Below are 15,542 nucleotides of genomic sequence, written 5' to 3'. Positions count from 1 at the left end.
GGGAAGCCTGAAAAATTCGCCCTTGCATAACAAATATGGAGCATATACATGGCGTGGAATCAGCCCGGTAATAACGGACAAGACCGCGACCCGTGGGGAAGCAGCAATAATCAAGGCGGCAACTCTGGGGGAAATGGCAACAAAGGTGGTCGCGAGCAGGGGCCGCCGGATCTGGATGATATCTTCCGCAAACTGAGCAAAAAGCTTGGTGGCCTTGGCGGAGGAAAAGGTTCTGGCTCGGGTGGCAACGCCACTCAGAGTCCGCGCCCGCCAATGGGTGGCCGCGTGGTGGGCATTGTCGCCGCTGCGGTGGTAATCATCTGGGCAGCCAGCGGGTTCTACACCATTAAAGAAGCAGAACGCGGCGTGGTCACCCGTTTCGGTAAGTTCAGCCATCTGGTTGAGCCGGGCCTGAACTGGAAGCCGACCTTCATCGATGACGTGACCGCGGTTAACGTAGAGTCCGTCCGTGAACTGGCCGCCTCTGGCGTAATGCTGACCTCTGACGAGAACGTGGTGCGCGTTGAGATGAACGTGCAATACCGCGTGACCGATCCGGAGCGTTATCTGTTTAGCGTGACCAGTGCCGATGACAGCCTGCGTCAGGCGACCGACAGCGCCCTGCGTGGCGTGATCGGCAAATACACCATGGACCGTATCCTGACCGAAGGTCGTACCGTTATTCGTAGCGATACCCAGCGTGAGCTGGAAGAGACTATTCGCCCGTACAACATGGGTATCACCCTGCTGGACGTCAACTTCCAGGCTGCACGTCCGCCGGAAGAAGTGAAAGCCGCGTTTGACGATGCGATTGCCGCGCGTGAAAACGAACAGCAGTACATCCGTGAAGCGGAAGCGTACACCAACGAAGTTCAGCCGCGTGCTAACGGTCAGGCGCAACGTATTCTGGAAGAAGCGCGTGCGTATAAGACCCAGACCATCCTGGAAGCACAGGGTGAAGTGGCTCGCTTCGCGAAGATCCTGCCGGAATATAAAGCCGCGCCGGAAATTACCCGTGAGCGTCTCTATATCGAGACCATGGAAAAAGTGCTGAGCCATACGCGTAAAGTGCTGGTTAACGATAACAAAGGCGGAAACCTGATGGTTCTGCCGCTGGATCAGATGCTGAAAGGCGGTTCTGCACCGGCAGCAAAAGACAACAGCGGTGCGAACAACCTGCTGCGTCTGCCGCCAGCCTCGTCTGGCAGCGCCAGCGCGAACACAACGCCTTCTTCGAACGATGGTGACATTATGGACCAACGCCGTGCTAACGCGCAGCGTAACGACTACCAGCGTCAGGGGGAATAAGGATGCGTAAGTCAGTTATTGCGATCATCATCATCGCACTGGTCGTGCTCTACACCTCCATCTTTGTGGTGAAAGAGGGCGAGCGTGGGATCAAGTTCCAGTTCAGCAGCGTCGTGCGTGACGGCGACAAGCGTCCGGTGATTTATGAGCCGGGTCTGCACTTCAAGATCCCGTTCATTCAGTCAGTGAAAACGCTCGATGCGCGTATCCAGACCATGGATAACCAGGCCGATCGTTTCGTGACCAAAGAGAAGAAAGACCTGATCGTTGATTCCTACATCAAATGGCGCATCAGCGATTTCAGCCGCTACTTCCTGGCAACCGGGGGGGGCGACGTTTCTCAGGCAGAAGTGCTGCTGAAACGTAAGTTCTCTGACCGTCTGCGTTCTGAAATCGGTCGTCTGGATGTGAAAGACATCGTGACCGATTCCCGTGGTCGTCTGACGCTGGAAGTGCGTGATGCGCTGAACTCCGGTTCTGCGGGCACCGAGGATGAAGTTGAAACCCCGGCGGCAGACGATGCGATTGCCAAAGCGGCTGAACGTGTTCAGGCTGAAACCAACGGTAAAGTGCCGGTGATCAACCCGAACAGTATGGCGGCACTGGGTATCGAAGTGGTTGACGTGCGTATCAAGCAGATCAACCTGCCAGCGGAAGTGTCCGAGGCGATCTACAACCGTATGCGCGCCGAGCGTGAAGCGGTAGCCCGTCGTCACCGTTCACAGGGTCAGGAAGAAGCGGAAAAACTGCGTGCGGCAGCGGACTACGAAGTGACCAAGACGCTTGCAGAGTCTGAGCGTCAGGGCCGTATCCTGCGCGGTGAAGGTGATGCGGAAGCCGCGAAGCTGTTCGCCGATGCGTTCAGCCAGGATCCAGACTTCTACGCCTTTATCCGTAGCCTGCGCGCTTACGAGAATAGCTTCCAGAGCAACCAGGATGTGATGGTGCTCAGCCCGGACAGCGATTTCTTCCGTTATATGAAGACGCCGACTAACGCAACGCGATAAACTCAGGCTCGTTTGAGTATTCAAACCACCGCTCCCCACGGAGCGGTGGTTTTCTTTTATGAGGATGAAAAATGAATTCCACGATCTGGCTTGCGCTGGCCCTGGTTCTGGTGCTGGAAGGCCTCGGCCCGATGCTCTATCCCCGCGCATGGCGTCGAATGATCGCCACGATGAGCCAACTGCCGGATAATATTTTGCGTCGTTTTGGCGGTGGTCTTGTGGTTGCGGGTATCGTTATCTACTACATGTTGAGGAAAACGATTGGCTGATCAAAAACTAACCGCAATCGGCATATTTTAGGGTCAAAAAGTGCTGTATATCTGAAAAAGCGATGGTAGAATCCATTTTTAAGCAAACGGTGATTTTGAAAAAAATGGGTAACAACGTCGTCGTACTGGGCACCCAATGGGGTGACGAAGGTAAAGGGAAGATTGTTGATCTTCTGACTGAACGGGCTAAATATGTTGTACGCTACCAGGGCGGTCACAACGCAGGCCATACTCTCGTAATCAACGGTGAAAAAACCGTCCTCCATCTTATTCCATCAGGCATTCTTCGCGAAAACGTCACCAGCATCATCGGTAACGGCGTTGTGCTGTCTCCCGCTGCGCTGATGAAAGAGATGAAAGGTCTGGAAGACCGTGGTATCCCTGTTCGTGAGCGTCTGCTGCTCTCCGAAGCCTGCCCGCTGATCCTGGATTATCATGTGGCACTGGACGTGGCGCGTGAAAAAGCGCGTGGCGCGAAAGCGATCGGCACCACCGGTCGTGGTATCGGCCCGGCTTACGAAGATAAAGTTGCACGTCGCGGTCTGCGCGTGGGCGATCTCTTCGACAAAGCGACCTTTGCTGAAAAACTGAAGGAAGTGATGGAATATCATAACTTCCAGCTGGTGAATTTCTACAAAGCCGAAGCCGTTGACTACCAGAAAGTGCTGGATGACGTCATGGCGATTGCCGACATTCTGACCGGTATGGTTGTTGATGTGTCCGATCTGCTGGACCAGGCGCGCAAGCGTGGCGATTTCGTCATGTTCGAAGGCGCGCAGGGTACGCTGCTGGACATCGACCACGGTACCTATCCGTACGTAACCTCTTCTAACACCACCGCAGGTGGCGTGGCAACCGGCTCCGGCCTGGGCCCGCGTTATGTCGATTACGTTCTGGGCATCATCAAAGCGTACTCCACTCGCGTGGGTGCAGGTCCATTCCCGACCGAGCTGTTTGATGAAACCGGCGAGTTCCTGTGCAAGCAGGGTAACGAGTTTGGCGCGACCACCGGTCGTCGTCGTCGTACCGGCTGGCTGGACGCCGTTGCCGTGCGTCGCGCAGTACAGATCAACTCCCTGTCTGGTTTCTGCCTGACCAAGCTGGACGTGCTGGACGGTCTGAAAGAAGTGAAAATCTGCGTAGGCTACCGTATGCCAGATGGCCGCGAAGTGACCACCACTCCGCTGGCAGCTGACGACTGGGAAGGCATTGAGCCAATCTACGAAACCATGCCGGGCTGGTCTGAGACCACCTTCGGTGTGAAAGAGCGTAGCGGTCTGCCGCAGGCGGCGCTGGATTACATCAAGCGCATCGAAGAACTGACCGAAGTGCCGATCGATATTATTTCTACCGGCCCGGATCGTACTGAAACGATGATCCTGCGCGACCCGTTCGACGCATAATCTTCGTGACTGCTGGCCTGCGGGGAGACCCGTAGGCCGGATAAGCGTAGCGCCATCCGGCGACCGCTCCTGGATCTCCGCTTTTTCGCCCCGTCTGTCAAATAAATTAGCCGCTAACTATCTGGCTGGTTTATCATCATTAATGAATATCTCTGCGGTTTGACCGCGTTTTCCCTTTTTTCCTGAGGTTGATGTGCAGTTAACAAGTTTCACCGATTACGGCTTACGCGCGCTGATTTACATGGCGTCGTTACCCGATGGGAAGATGACCAGCATCTCTGAAGTCACAGAGGTGTACGGTGTGTCCCGTAATCATATGGTCAAAATAATCAATCAACTTAGTCGTGCCGGATACGTTGCTGCCGTCCGCGGGAAGAATGGAGGGATCCGTCTCGGTAAACCGGCACAGAGTATCCGTATTGGCGATGTGGTACGTGAACTGGAGCCTCTCTCTCTGGTGAACTGTAGCAGCGCGTTCTGCCACATTACGCCCGCATGCCGCCTGAAACAGGCGCTTTCAACGGCCGTGCAAAGTTTTCTCAAGGAACTGGATAACTACACGCTGGCCGATTTGGTTGAAGAGAATCAACCGCTTTATAAATTATTGCTGGTGGAATGAAGAAAATTTCCACCGGAGCTGACAACGGAGGAACCGACATGTCACACGATCCTTTCCAGGAACGCGAAGCCGAAAAATACGCGAATCCTATCCCCAGCCGCGAGTTCATCATTGAACACTTAACAAAACGCGAAAAACCCGCCAATCGTGAAGAACTTGCCGTTGAATTAAACATTGAAGGTGAAGAGCAAATTGAAGCCCTTCGCCGCCGCCTGCGCGCCATGGAGCGCGACGGGCAGCTGGTCTTTACCCGCCGCCAGTGCTACGCGCTGCCAGAACGCCTCGACCTGCTGAAAGGTACCGTTATTGGTCACCGTGATGGTTTTGGTTTCCTGCGCGTGGAAGGCCGTAAGGACGACCTGTACCTCTCATCCGAACAGATGAAGATGTGTATCCACGGCGACCAGATCCTGGCGCAGCCGCTGGGTGCAGACCGTAAAGGCCGCCGCGAAGCGCGCGTGGTCCGCGTGCTGGTGCCAAAAACCAGCCAGATTGTGGGCCGTTACTTTACTGATGCGGGCGTAGGCTTTGTGGTGCCGGACGACAGCCGTCTGAGTTTCGATATCCTGATCCCGCCTGAAGAGGTGATGGGCGCGCGCATGGGCTTTGTGGTGGTGGTCGAACTCACCCAGCGCCCAACCCGTCGCACCAAAGCGGTAGGTAAAATCGTCGAAGTGCTGGGCGATAACATGGGCACCGGTATGGCCGTCGATATGGCGCTGCGTACTCATGAAATTCCGTACGTCTGGCCGAAAGCGGTGGAAGATCAGATTGAAAACCTGCGCGAAGAAGTGCCTGAAGAGTCCAAAGCAGGACGCGTGGATCTGCGCGATTTGCCGCTGGTTACCATTGATGGTGAAGACGCCCGCGACTTTGATGATGCCGTGTACTGCGAGAAAAAACGCGGTGGCGGCTGGCGTCTGTGGGTGGCCATCGCTGATGTGAGCTATTACGTGCGTCCGCACACGCCGCTGGATAACGAAGCGCGCAGCCGCGGTACGTCGGTCTACTTCCCGTCGCAGGTTGTACCGATGCTGCCAGAAGTGCTCTCTAACGGCCTGTGTTCCCTCAACCCGCAGGTGGACCGCCTGTGTATGGTCTGCGAAATGACCATCTCCAGCAAGGGACGTCTGACGGGCTATAAGTTCTACGAAGCGGTAATGAGTTCCCATGCGCGCCTGACCTACACCAAGGTCTGGCATGTGTTGCAGGGCGACCAGGATCTGCGCGAGCAGTACGCGCCGCTGGTCAAACACATCGAAGAACTGCACAACCTCTATAAAACGCTGGATCAGGCGCGCGAAGAGCGCGGTGGGATCTCGTTTGAGAGTGAAGAGGCGAAGTTCATCTTCAACGCTGAGCGTCGTATCGAGCGCATTGAACAGACCCAGCGTAACGATGCGCACAAGCTGATTGAAGAGTGTATGATCCTGGCGAACATCTCGGCGGCACGTTTCGTTGAGAAAGCCAAAGAGCCTGCGCTGTTCCGTATTCACGACAAGCCAACCACGGAAGCTGTGACCTCGTTCCGCTCCGTGCTGGCTGAACTCGGTCTGGAGCTGCCTGGCGGTAATAAGCCTGAACCACGCGATTACGCCGAGCTGCTGGAATCGATCAGCGATCGTCCTGACGCGGAAATGCTGCAAACCATGCTGCTGCGCTCCATGAAGCAGGCGATTTACGATCCGGAAAACCGGGGCCACTTTGGTCTGGCGTTGCAGTCTTACGCGCACTTTACCTCGCCGATCCGCCGTTATCCGGATCTGTCCCTGCACCGTGCTATCAAGTATCTGCTGGCGCACGAGCAGGGTCACAAAGGCAACACGACAGAAACCGGGGGGTATCACTACTCCATGGAAGAGATGCTGCAACTGGGCCAGCACTGTTCCATGACCGAGCGTCGTGCGGATGAAGCGACGCGCGACGTGGCGGACTGGCTGAAGTGTGACTTTATGCTGGATCAGGTGGGTAACGTCTTTAAAGGCGTGATTGCCAGCGTCACCGGCTTTGGTTTCTTCGTTCGTCTGGATGAGCTGTTTATCGACGGTCTGGTGCACGTTTCCAGCCTCGATAACGATTACTACCGCTTCGACCAGGTCGGACAACGTCTGATCGGCGAATCCGGCGGCCAGACCTACCGTCTGGGCGATCGGGTAGAAGTGAAGGTTGAAGCCGTGAATATGGACGACCGTAAAATCGACTTCAGCCTCATCTCCAGCGAGCGCGCGCCGCGTAACGTCGGGAAAACCGAGCGTGAGAAAGCGAAAAAAGGCGGCAACGCTAAAGCGGGCGGCAAGCGACGTCAGGCAGGTAAAAGAGTAAACTTTGAGCCAGACAGCGCTTTCCGTGGCGAGAAGAAGCAAAAGCCCAAGGCGGCGAAAAAAGACGCCCGAAAAGCGAAAAAACCGTCGACTAAGACTCAAAAAATAGCGGCCGCGACCAAAGCGAAGCGTGCGGCGAAGAAACAGCAGGCGGAGTAATTTCCCCTCACCCTGACCCTCTCCCCAACGGGAGAGGGAAAATATTTATTATGAGAATCATCAATGAGTGAAATGATTTACGGCATCCACGCGGTGCAGGCCCTGCTGGAGCGCGCGCCGGAGCGTTTTCAGGAAGTTTTTATTCTGAAAGGGCGTGAAGACAAACGTCTGATGCCGCTGATCCACGCGCTGGAAGCGCAGGGCGTAGTGATCCAGCTGGCGAACCGCCAGTATCTGGATGAGAAAAGCGAAGGTGCTGTACACCAGGGCATTATCGCGCGCGTGAAGCCGGGCCGTCAGTATCAGGAGAACGATCTGCCCGATCTGATCGCTGAGCTGGATAACCCGTTCTTCCTGATCCTCGATGGCGTAACCGACCCGCACAACCTCGGCGCGTGCCTGCGTAGCGCCGATGCAGCAGGCGTGCATGCGGTGATTGTGCCGAAAGATCGCTCCGCGCAGCTGAACGCTACCGCTAAAAAAGTGGCCTGCGGCGCGGCGGAAAACGTTCCGTTGATCCGCGTCACCAACCTGGCGCGCACCATGCGTCTGTTGCAGGAAGAGAATATCTGGATCGTGGGAACAGCCGGTGAAGCGGATCACACCCTGTACCAGAGCAAAATGACCGGCCGTATGGCGCTGGTGATGGGTGCGGAAGGTGAAGGCATGCGTCGTCTGACGCGCGAGCACTGCGATGAGCTGATCAGCATCCCGATGGCGGGCAGCGTATCGTCCCTGAACGTTTCTGTTGCGACGGGTATCTGCCTGTTTGAAGCGGTGCGTCAGCGGGGGTAGATTGTGGTGCCGGGTGGCGGCTTCGCCTTACCCGGCCTACAAAGGCACGGTACCGTAGGCCCGGTAAGCGTAGCGCCACCGGGCATTAACTTCACTCCTCCAGTGACCGCAAATGGTCATCCTTTCTCAGCGTCATCAGCGCGAAAATACTCACCACCGCCGTTGCCATCACGTAATACGCCGGAATATCGAGGTTGCCCGTCTCTTTAATCAGCCCGGTAATAATCAGCCCCGCACAGCCGGAGAAGATTGCATTCGACAGAGAATAGGCCAGCCCCAGCCCGGTATAACGCACGCGCGTCGGAAACATCTCAGACAGCATGGCTGGCCCTGGCCCTGCCAGCATTCCTACCAGACCGCCCGCAATCAGCACCACAATCGCTTTGACCGCCAGCGTGCTGGACTCCGCCTGCAAAATTTTCAGCAGCGGCAGGGCGAGGATCAGCAGGAGCACGGTGGCGATAATCATCACCGTTCGCCGCCCGATCCTGTCGCTCAGCATGCCCGACGGAATGATCGTGAGCGCAAACCCAATGTTTGAAATCACCGCAATCAGCAGCGCCTGGTTAGAACCGGTATGCAGCGCAGATTGCAGATAGGTCGGCATAATCACCAGATAGGTATAACCCGCCGCAGACCAGACTATCACGCGGCCAATGCCCATCAGGATGGTTTTGAACGTGGCGGCGGTGCTGGCCTGGGTCACAACCGGTTTTTCCTGTTGCTTAACAAAGCTCGGCGTTTCTTCCATGCTTACCCGCAGCCATAGCGCGACCGCCCCCATCGGCAGCGCCAGGAAGAACGGAATACGCCAGCCCCAGTCGTGCAGGGCTTCAGGGGAAAGAAGAACAGAGAGCAACGCGACAATGCCTGCGCCCGCTAACAGCCCGAGCGCCACGGTGAAGGACTGCCATGCCCCGTAAAGACCGCGCTTGCCGCGCGGGGCGAACTCCGTCATCAACGAGACCGCACCGCCATACTCACCGCCCGCGAACAGTCCTTGTAGAATACGCAGGAGCGTCACGATCAGCGGCGCGGCAATCCCGATACTGGCGTAGACCGGTACAATGCCGATGGCAGCGGTGGCGAGCGTCATCAATACCAGCACAATAATCAGCGTCGGTTTGCGGCCAATCCTGTCGCCAATGCGGCCAAAGACCACTGCACCCAGCGGGCGGAAGAAGAAAGCGATGGCGAACGAGGCCCAGGTGAGGATCAGGCTGGTAAGCTCCGCTTCCCCCTCAAGCTGGAAGAAATTTCTGGCAATTACCGTTGCCAGAAAACCGTAGACCGCAAATTCATACCACTCGATAAAATTACCGATGGAGCCTGCAATTAATGCACGCTTGTGCGCATCCTGTTGCATAACGATCCTCACAAAAACGGGGTAAGAATAAATTATTCAGCATTAGTGAAGTAATGAAATAGTTTATTCTTATGTTCTGTGAGCTATTTCACGAATGATATCAACACGATCGTCATCGTGTGACCCCCCTCCCATGCAGCGTGCATGCCCTCTGTCCATACTTACCTTTAGTGCCAATGAAAGGAGGGAGACAGCATGCACTGGCAGACACATACCGTTTTTAATCAACCTGCACCGCTATCGAACAGCAACCTTTTTCTCTCGGATTGCGCCCTGCGTGATGCGGTGGTGCGCGAAGGGGCTGAGTGGGATATGGATCTTCTTGCCAGTATCGGACAACAGTTGGGTACGGCAGAGTCGCTGGAGCTGGGCAGGCTGGCGAACGTTAACCCGCCGGAACTGCTGCGTTATGACGCCACGGGAGAGCGGCTGGATGACGTCCGGTTTCATCCGGCATGGCATCTTCTGATGCAGGGGCTTTGCGCCAACCGGGTACACAACCTGGCGTGGGAGGAGGAAGCGCGGAAAGGCGCGTTCGTCGCCAGGGCCGCACGTTTTGTGCTTCATGCTCAGGTGGAGGCGGGAACGCTCTGCCCGGTGACCATGACCTTCGCCGCCACGCCGCTGTTACAACAATCGCTGCCCAAACCGTTCCATGACTGGTTAACGCCACTGATGAGCGATCGTTACGATCCCCATCTCGCGGCGGGGGCGCAAAAGCGCGGCCTGCTGATCGGCATGGGGATGACGGAAAAGCAGGGCGGTTCAGACGTGCTCAGCAATACCACCAAAGCAGAGAAATGCAGCGATGGCCACTACCGGCTGGTGGGCCACAAATGGTTTTTCTCCGTACCGCAAAGTGATGCGCATCTGGTGCTGGCGCAGGCGAAAGGTGGGCTGTCCTGCTTTTTTGTCCCGCGTTTCTTACCCGACGGGCAACGTAACGCCGTGCGTCTTGAACGTCTGAAGGACAAGCTCGGCAACCGCTCAAATGCCAGCAGTGAGGCGGAGTTCCTTGATGCGTCCGGCTGGCTGCTGGGCGAAGAGGGGGAAGGCGTCCGGCAAATTCTGAAGATGGGCGGGCTGACGCGCTTTGACTGCGCGCTTGGCAGCCACGGACTGATGCGGCGTGCGCTCTCGGTGGCGCTTTATCATGCCCATCAGCGGCAGACCTTCGGCAAAAATCTGATTGACCAGCCGTTAATGCGCGAGGTACTAAGCCGTATGGCGCTGATGCTGGAGGGGCATACGGCACTGCTGTTCCGACTCGCCCGGGCGTGGGACAACCGCACCGATCCGCAGGAAGCTGCATGGGCGCGGCTGTTCACCCCGACGGCAAAATACAGCATCTGCAAAGCGGGTATACCGTTTGTGGCAGAGGCGATGGAGGTGCTGGGCGGCGCAGGCTATTGCGAAGAGAGTGAGCTTCCGCGGTTGTACCGTGAAATGCCCGTCAACAGCATCTGGGAAGGCTCCGGCAATATTATGTGCCTGGATGTTCTGCGCGTGCTGGCGAAGCAGTCGGGCATTCTCGACCTGCTCACCGAGGATTTTGCGCAGGTAAAAGGCCAGGACAGACACTTCGATCGCAGCTGGCGGCAGCTACAGCAGAAGCTGCGTAAACCGCAGGAAGCGCAGGGCAGGGAGATTGCGCAGCAGCTCTTTTTGCTGGGGGCCGGAAGCCAGATGCTGCGGCACGCATCGCCGCCCGTGGCGCAGGCGTGGTGCCGCATGATGCTGGATACCCGCGGCGGTACGCTGATGAGCGAGCAGGTGCAAAACGACCTGCTGCTGCGCGCCACGGGCCGGGTCGGTTAAGCTTTCAGCTGGAACAGGCTCACCAGACGGGTGAGATGTGACCCCTTCTCGCGCAGCGTCTGTGCCGTTTGCTCGCTGCGTGAGATGCGATCGGCATTGATGTGCGATGCCTCACCGATGTGCGTCATCGCCAGATTCACCTGGCCAATCCCCGCAGACTGCTCGCGGGAGGCGTGGTTGATCCCGGTGACAAGCTGGCTGATGTTATCGATATGAACAATGATGGCATCCATCGCCAGACGCGTCTGCTCAGACAGCGCATGGCCTTCGCTCACCTTGTTCAGCGTGTCGCCAATCAGCTGTTCAATCTCTTTTACCGCGTTGGCGCTGCGTGCCGCCAGGGCGCGCACCTCTTGCGCCACCACTGCGAAGCCTTTGCCGTGCTCGCCCGCTCGCGCCGCTTCAACCGCCGCATTGAGCGCCAGAATGTTGGTCTGGAAGGCGATGGACTCAATCACGCGGGTGATGTCTTCAATGCGTTTCGATGCGTCGCGAATATCATCCATGGTAGAGACAGCGTGAGTCACCGTCTCTCCACCCTGATGTACCGCGCGCGAGGTTTCACCCACCAACTGCTGCGTTTGTTCCATGTTGGCAGCATTTTGCTGCACGGTAGCGGCTAATTGCTCCATGCTGGCGGAGGTCTCCTCAACGCTGCTGGCCTGCTTGTTGATCTGCTCAGAGATCTCCCCGGTGTCTGAAGCCAGCGCGTTAGTTCCCAGATGGATCTCGCTTGCGGCCTCGCGGACCTGCAACACAATTTTTTGCAGGCCGCCCCCGATCCCGTTGATGGCGTCAATCAGCTGCCCGACTTCATCCTGGCGGGTTACCGGCAGGCTGGCGCGCAGATCGCCTGCGGCATACTGCCGGGCAAGTGCGATCACCGCGCGCAGCGGACGGGTTAGCATCCGGCGAATGAGGATCACGAACAGGCCTGCGAAGAGCGCGGATAACACCACGCCTGCCATCAGGAAGCGATCGCGCAGCGTAGTGACGCTTGAAAGCAGTACGGCTTTATCCACTTCACCCACGATGGTCCAGTTCCAGCCCGGCAGCGGCGTGTAGGCCACCTTGAGCGTACGGCCATCCGCGCTCACGCGTTCCAGCGTACCTGCCTTATCACTCAGTAGCTGCTGCTGTGTCGCCGTGTCCCAGTTGGGCAGTTTGCCCTCTTCGCTGGCATGGAACAGATACTGTCCGCGCGTTTTGCCGTTGCTGCGGTCCAGCACAAAGAAGTGGCCGCTCTCGCCCAGACGACGGTTAAGGATTTTCTCGCGCATGACGTTCCACGAATGGGTGATGTCCACGCCGACAAAGATAATCCCGATAACCTGACCTTCCGCATTCTTAACAGGCTGGTACTGCGTGATATAACGCTTGCCGAACAACAGCGCGAGGCCACGATAGACCTCCCCTCTGGTGACAGCCGCAAATGCCGGGCTGGTGGTATCAAGAACGGTTCCGATGGCGCGGTCGCCATTCTCTTTACGCAGCGATGTAGCCACGCGGATAAAATCGTTACCGCTACGGACAAACAGCGTCGAGATGGCCCCCGTACGGCTCAGGAAGTCATCAGAAAGCGTATTGTTTTCATGCAACACCGTTTCGCCGCCTTTCAGCAGAGGAACGGTAAGCCCGTTTATGGTCCGGCTCTGGCTGCTGTCGCGGGTCAGCGGCTGTGGCAAAAAGGTGGTGAACAGACGGGTATAGCTTTCAACCTCTTCGCTCAGGCTGGTGTTGAACATTTGCACCATATCCACCATGCCGGTGGATTGATTATGCAGGTCTTCAACCGCAAGATCTTCAAGCTGCTGGCTAGCGTTATGGCTCAACAGGAAAGTGAACAGCAAAAAAAGCGTGGCGACACTCGCACCTGTTAGCAGCGATAGCTTCGTGCCCAGACCTGCCCGGCGGAAAAAGGTGATCATAAATTGCTCATTATTGAAAAGTGATGGCTGTTCAACGGCAGAGCGGAGAGAACGTTTATCTGTTTAATGTAACTGGATGTTACGCTTTTGTTTTTATTTGGTTTTGTGAGGGATAAAAAATTTGCAAAAGTGAAAAGCCACTAAAATTAAGTGGCTTTTATCAGAAGGGATTATGCATACAGAATGGCCTGCACACGCCAGTGATTTACATGGTGATCTTCCTGCATCTGGACGATGCGATACCAGGATGCGCCCTGTTCATCGGCCTTCAGGGCGACGACACGTTCAACGTCTTGCGGACTCCCCGTGATATTATTGACGGAGATCTGACCAATCTCGTTCAGGCCCGTGACGCAATCCGCGCTGGCAAATTCGGCCGACTGCGCCGTGGTGCTCAGCAGGCCCGCTGAAAGCATTAGCGTCGTTAAAGCAAGGGTTCGTTTCATCGTCAGCTCCTTTTCACGTGTCTCCGGTATCCGCCGGGCAATCCTTCGCGAATAAACTCATTTCCATTGTCGCTGGCATGGAGTTTATTGTGGACAGGAAAATGTCTACGGACGCAAAGCAGTGTAAAGGTCATTCAAATGATGATGATTATTTCCGGTACAAAATGCCCTGCGCGTACCACTGTCCCGTAATAATGGTTTCATCAATCATTGTGATGACGTAATAATCTGCTTTTGCGGCAACGGCCTGTGCTTCAATTGCGTCTTCTGCATCATCCGGTGAACCACGAACCATCGCGGATACGGTACCCAGGCGTTGTAATCCTTCTGTCTGATTACGACGAATTTCCTGAGGATGATCGGTAACCGGCGGCGCCGGTTCTGGCGTACCCTGCAATACGGAACATCCGCTGAGCAGTGAGACCAGCAATAAAGCGGTAAGCCTGCGCATAAACCTGTCTCTTTTCCTGATAGCCATAGTGTAGTTGTCTGCGAATTTAGTTTTGGGGGAATGTTCCCGAAGTGTTATCTGGGACGTAGATTTCGAATGAAAATATCGTGAAACCGTAATCCAGCTCTCAACATTATGAATCATTCATCAGCACAGGATCGACAATGATTGAAATTGAAACTCACCAGCTGAGTGAGCATGAGATCATCCATGCTTTCCCGGCTGGTAAAGGTGAGCAGCCGCTGCCCACGGTAGTTTTCTATCATGGCTTTCTCTCCTCGAAGCTGGTCTACAGCTATTTTGCCGTCGCGCTGGCGCAGGCCGGTTTCCGGGTGGTCATGCCGGATGCGCCGAATCATGGGGCACGCTTTACGGGCGATGAGCAGGCGCGGCTGGGGCTGTTCTGGCAAACGCTGCACGGCAATCTGACGGAGTTTGCCGGGCTGCGTGACGCGCTCTTACAGGCCGGGCTGGTGGAGGGGAAACGGCTGGCGGTCGCTGGGGCATCAATGGGAGGAATGACGGCGCTGGGGATCATGTCCAGGCATCCGGAGGTGACGTCCGTGGCTTGCCTGATGGGATCGGGCTACTTTACGTCACTGGCAAAGACGCTGTTCCCGCCGCAGGCCCCTCAGGAGATTGAAGCCCTGTTGTCTGAATGGGACGTCAGCCATGCGCTTGCGCAACTGGCCGATCGTCCGCTGCTGCTGTGGCATGGCGACGCCGACGACGTTGTACCGCCCGGCGAAACGTTCCGTCTGCAACAGGCGCTACAGCGTGAAGGGCTGGACAGCAATCTGACCTGCCTGTGGGGAGCTGGCGTCCGGCACCGTATTACGCCGGCAGCGCTGGAATCAACCGTGGAATTCTTCCGTCAACACCTTTAAACGCGCAGCACCGTGACACCCTGATCCTCCAGCTTGCTGAGGATCTCGGGGTTAGCGTTTTTGCCGGTGATCACCATGCTGATTTGCTCGGCGCGGCTGAAAAGCATGCCAGCGCGTTCACCGACCTTGCTGCTGTCGACCAGCACCACCAGCTTGCCCACCACGTTAAGCATATTCTGCTCTGCCATAGCGGTAAGCATATCGGTTTTATACAGGCCATCTGCCGTCAGGCCTTTGCCGCTGGTAAACATCCAGTGCCCGGCGTAGAGACTGTTTTCACTGTCCTGCGGGCTCAGGGTGATGGACTGGCTCTTGTTGTACTGGCCGCCCATGATCACCACGCTTTCATGTTCCTGGTCAATGAGATAGTTGGCCAGCGGCAAATAGTTGGTGATGATTTGCACCGGCTTGCCGCACATCTCGCGGCCCAGTAAGAACGCCGTCGAACCGCAGTTGATCACCACGCTTTCTCCAGGATTGACCAGCTGTGATGCCGCTCTGGCAATCCGCACCTTTTCATCGTGATTCTGCGCCTGGTGGATGTTCATCGGCGTCCAGCGTGGGCGCTGCTGGCTGATGGCCTCTGCGCCGTTGCGGACTTTTTTAAGTTTGCCGCTCTCATCCAGCTTGTTGATGTCCCGCCGCGCGGTGGCGGGGGAGATCCCTAAACGTTCGATCACTTTCTCGACGGTGATAAACCCTGTTTGCGCCAGGAGTTCCAGTAAAATTTGATGCCGTTGCGCTTCCGTCATGAGCTATTCCGAT

General features: G+C 56.5%; 14 protein-coding genes. 9 read left to right on the top strand and 5 right to left on the bottom strand.

The window, feature by feature from the left end; genetic code table 11:
• Positions 1-48 precede the first annotated feature (48 nt).
• From hflK to rlmB, 7 genes are all read left to right on the top strand, one after another.
• Complete coding sequence (gene hflK / locus BH712_RS12165; protein WP_006810390.1) at positions 49-1,308, top strand: FtsH protease activity modulator HflK; 1,260 nt, start codon at positions 49-51, stop codon at positions 1,306-1,308.
• A 2-nt stretch (positions 1,309-1,310) separates the two neighbouring features.
• Positions 1,311-2,315, top strand: a complete 1,005-nt coding sequence (gene hflC, locus BH712_RS12160) for a protease modulator HflC (RefSeq protein WP_006810389.1) — start codon at positions 1,311-1,313, stop codon at positions 2,313-2,315.
• A 71-nt stretch (positions 2,316-2,386) separates the two neighbouring features.
• Complete coding sequence (locus BH712_RS12155) at positions 2,387-2,584, top strand: DUF2065 domain-containing protein (RefSeq protein ID WP_003855996.1); 198 nt, start codon at positions 2,387-2,389, stop codon at positions 2,582-2,584.
• A 104-nt stretch (positions 2,585-2,688) separates the two neighbouring features.
• Complete coding sequence (locus tag BH712_RS12150; RefSeq protein ID WP_032673800.1) at positions 2,689-3,987, top strand: adenylosuccinate synthase; 1,299 nt, start codon at positions 2,689-2,691, stop codon at positions 3,985-3,987.
• 193 nt (positions 3,988-4,180) lie between these two features.
• On the top strand, positions 4,181-4,606 hold the full coding sequence (gene nsrR / locus BH712_RS12145) for a nitric oxide-sensing transcriptional repressor NsrR (RefSeq protein WP_006810387.1): 426 nt from the start codon (positions 4,181-4,183) through the stop codon (positions 4,604-4,606).
• Between the two features lie 38 nt (positions 4,607-4,644).
• Positions 4,645-7,086, top strand: coding sequence for a ribonuclease R (gene rnr / locus BH712_RS12140; RefSeq protein ID WP_032673693.1), 2,442 nt, complete (start codon positions 4,645-4,647; stop codon positions 7,084-7,086).
• 63 nt (positions 7,087-7,149) lie between these two features.
• Positions 7,150-7,881 carry a 23S rRNA (guanosine(2251)-2'-O)-methyltransferase RlmB gene (gene rlmB, locus BH712_RS12135; protein WP_006810385.1) on the top strand — a complete coding sequence of 244 codons (732 nt, stop codon included), beginning with the start codon at positions 7,150-7,152 and terminating at the stop codon, positions 7,879-7,881.
• A gap of 91 nt (positions 7,882-7,972) precedes the next feature.
• Here the strand turns inward: rlmB and BH712_RS12130 are convergent, their stop codons facing one another.
• Complete coding sequence (locus tag BH712_RS12130) at positions 7,973-9,247, bottom strand: MFS transporter (RefSeq protein ID WP_006810384.1); 1,275 nt, start codon at positions 9,245-9,247, stop codon at positions 7,973-7,975.
• A gap of 195 nt (positions 9,248-9,442) precedes the next feature.
• Here BH712_RS12130 and BH712_RS12125 point away from each other — a divergent pair, with 195 nt between their 5' ends.
• Positions 9,443-11,065 (top strand): isovaleryl-CoA dehydrogenase, encoded by a 1,623-nt coding sequence (locus tag BH712_RS12125; RefSeq protein WP_006810383.1) that lies wholly within the window; start codon positions 9,443-9,445, stop codon positions 11,063-11,065.
• Here the strand turns inward: BH712_RS12125 and BH712_RS12120 are convergent.
• From BH712_RS12120 to bsmA, 3 genes are all read right to left on the bottom strand, one after another.
• A complete protein-coding gene (locus BH712_RS12120) occupies positions 11,062-12,993 on the bottom strand; it encodes a methyl-accepting chemotaxis protein (protein WP_006810382.1) in 1,932 nt (643 codons plus the stop codon). The two genes, BH712_RS12125 and BH712_RS12120, sit on opposite strands and share 4 nt — an antisense overlap.
• 170 nt (positions 12,994-13,163) lie before the next feature.
• Positions 13,164-13,439, bottom strand: coding sequence for a DUF1471 family protease activator YjfN (gene yjfN, locus BH712_RS12115; protein ID WP_006810381.1), 276 nt, complete (start codon positions 13,437-13,439; stop codon positions 13,164-13,166).
• Positions 13,440-13,587: 148 nt separating this feature from the next.
• Positions 13,588-13,917 (bottom strand): biofilm peroxide resistance protein BsmA, encoded by a 330-nt coding sequence (bsmA, locus tag BH712_RS12110; RefSeq protein WP_003856011.1) that lies wholly within the window; start codon positions 13,915-13,917, stop codon positions 13,588-13,590.
• A 137-nt stretch (positions 13,918-14,054) separates the two neighbouring features.
• Between bsmA and yjfP the strand changes: the two genes are divergently transcribed.
• Positions 14,055-14,777, top strand: coding sequence for an esterase (gene yjfP / locus BH712_RS12105; RefSeq protein ID WP_006810380.1), 723 nt, complete (start codon positions 14,055-14,057; stop codon positions 14,775-14,777).
• Here yjfP and ulaR read toward each other — a convergent pair.
• Entirely contained in the window at positions 14,774-15,529 is a 756-nt protein-coding gene (ulaR, locus tag BH712_RS12100; protein ID WP_003856014.1) for an HTH-type transcriptional regulator UlaR, read from the bottom strand. The genes yjfP and ulaR overlap by 4 nt on opposite strands.
• Positions 15,530-15,542: the final 13 nt, after the last annotated feature.

Source organism: Enterobacter hormaechei ATCC 49162 (assembly GCF_001875655.1).
Lineage (GTDB): Bacteria > Pseudomonadota > Gammaproteobacteria > Enterobacterales > Enterobacteriaceae > Enterobacter > Enterobacter hormaechei.
Note: the sequence above shows the minus strand (reverse complement) of the source record. Positions and strands in the feature narration are given on the sequence as shown.

Excerpts from the sequence above, each read along its gene's own strand:
- yjfN (WP_006810381.1), bottom strand. The coding sequence starts at position 13,439 with ATGAAACGAACCCTTGCTTTAACGACGCTAATGCTTTCAGCGGGCCTG.
- rlmB (WP_006810385.1), top strand. The coding sequence starts at position 7,150 with ATGAGTGAAATGATTTACGGCATCCACGCGGTGCAGGCCCTGCTGGAG.
- bsmA (WP_003856011.1), bottom strand. The coding sequence starts at position 13,917 with ATGGCTATCAGGAAAAGAGACAGGTTTATGCGCAGGCTTACCGCTTTA.
- BH712_RS12120 (WP_006810382.1), bottom strand. The coding sequence starts at position 12,993 with ATGATCACCTTTTTCCGCCGGGCAGGTCTGGGCACGAAGCTATCGCTG.
- BH712_RS12130 (WP_006810384.1), bottom strand. The coding sequence starts at position 9,247 with ATGCAACAGGATGCGCACAAGCGTGCATTAATTGCAGGCTCCATCGGT.
- ulaR (WP_003856014.1), bottom strand. The coding sequence starts at position 15,529 with ATGACGGAAGCGCAACGGCATCAAATTTTACTGGAACTCCTGGCGCAA.
- BH712_RS12150 (WP_032673800.1), top strand. The coding sequence starts at position 2,689 with ATGGGTAACAACGTCGTCGTACTGGGCACCCAATGGGGTGACGAAGGT.
- hflC (WP_006810389.1), top strand. The coding sequence starts at position 1,311 with ATGCGTAAGTCAGTTATTGCGATCATCATCATCGCACTGGTCGTGCTC.
- rnr (WP_032673693.1), top strand. The coding sequence starts at position 4,645 with ATGTCACACGATCCTTTCCAGGAACGCGAAGCCGAAAAATACGCGAAT.
- BH712_RS12125 (WP_006810383.1), top strand. The coding sequence starts at position 9,443 with ATGCACTGGCAGACACATACCGTTTTTAATCAACCTGCACCGCTATCG.
- yjfP (WP_006810380.1), top strand. The coding sequence starts at position 14,055 with ATGATTGAAATTGAAACTCACCAGCTGAGTGAGCATGAGATCATCCAT.
- hflK (WP_006810390.1), top strand. The coding sequence starts at position 49 with ATGGCGTGGAATCAGCCCGGTAATAACGGACAAGACCGCGACCCGTGG.
- BH712_RS12155 (WP_003855996.1), top strand. The coding sequence starts at position 2,387 with ATGAATTCCACGATCTGGCTTGCGCTGGCCCTGGTTCTGGTGCTGGAA.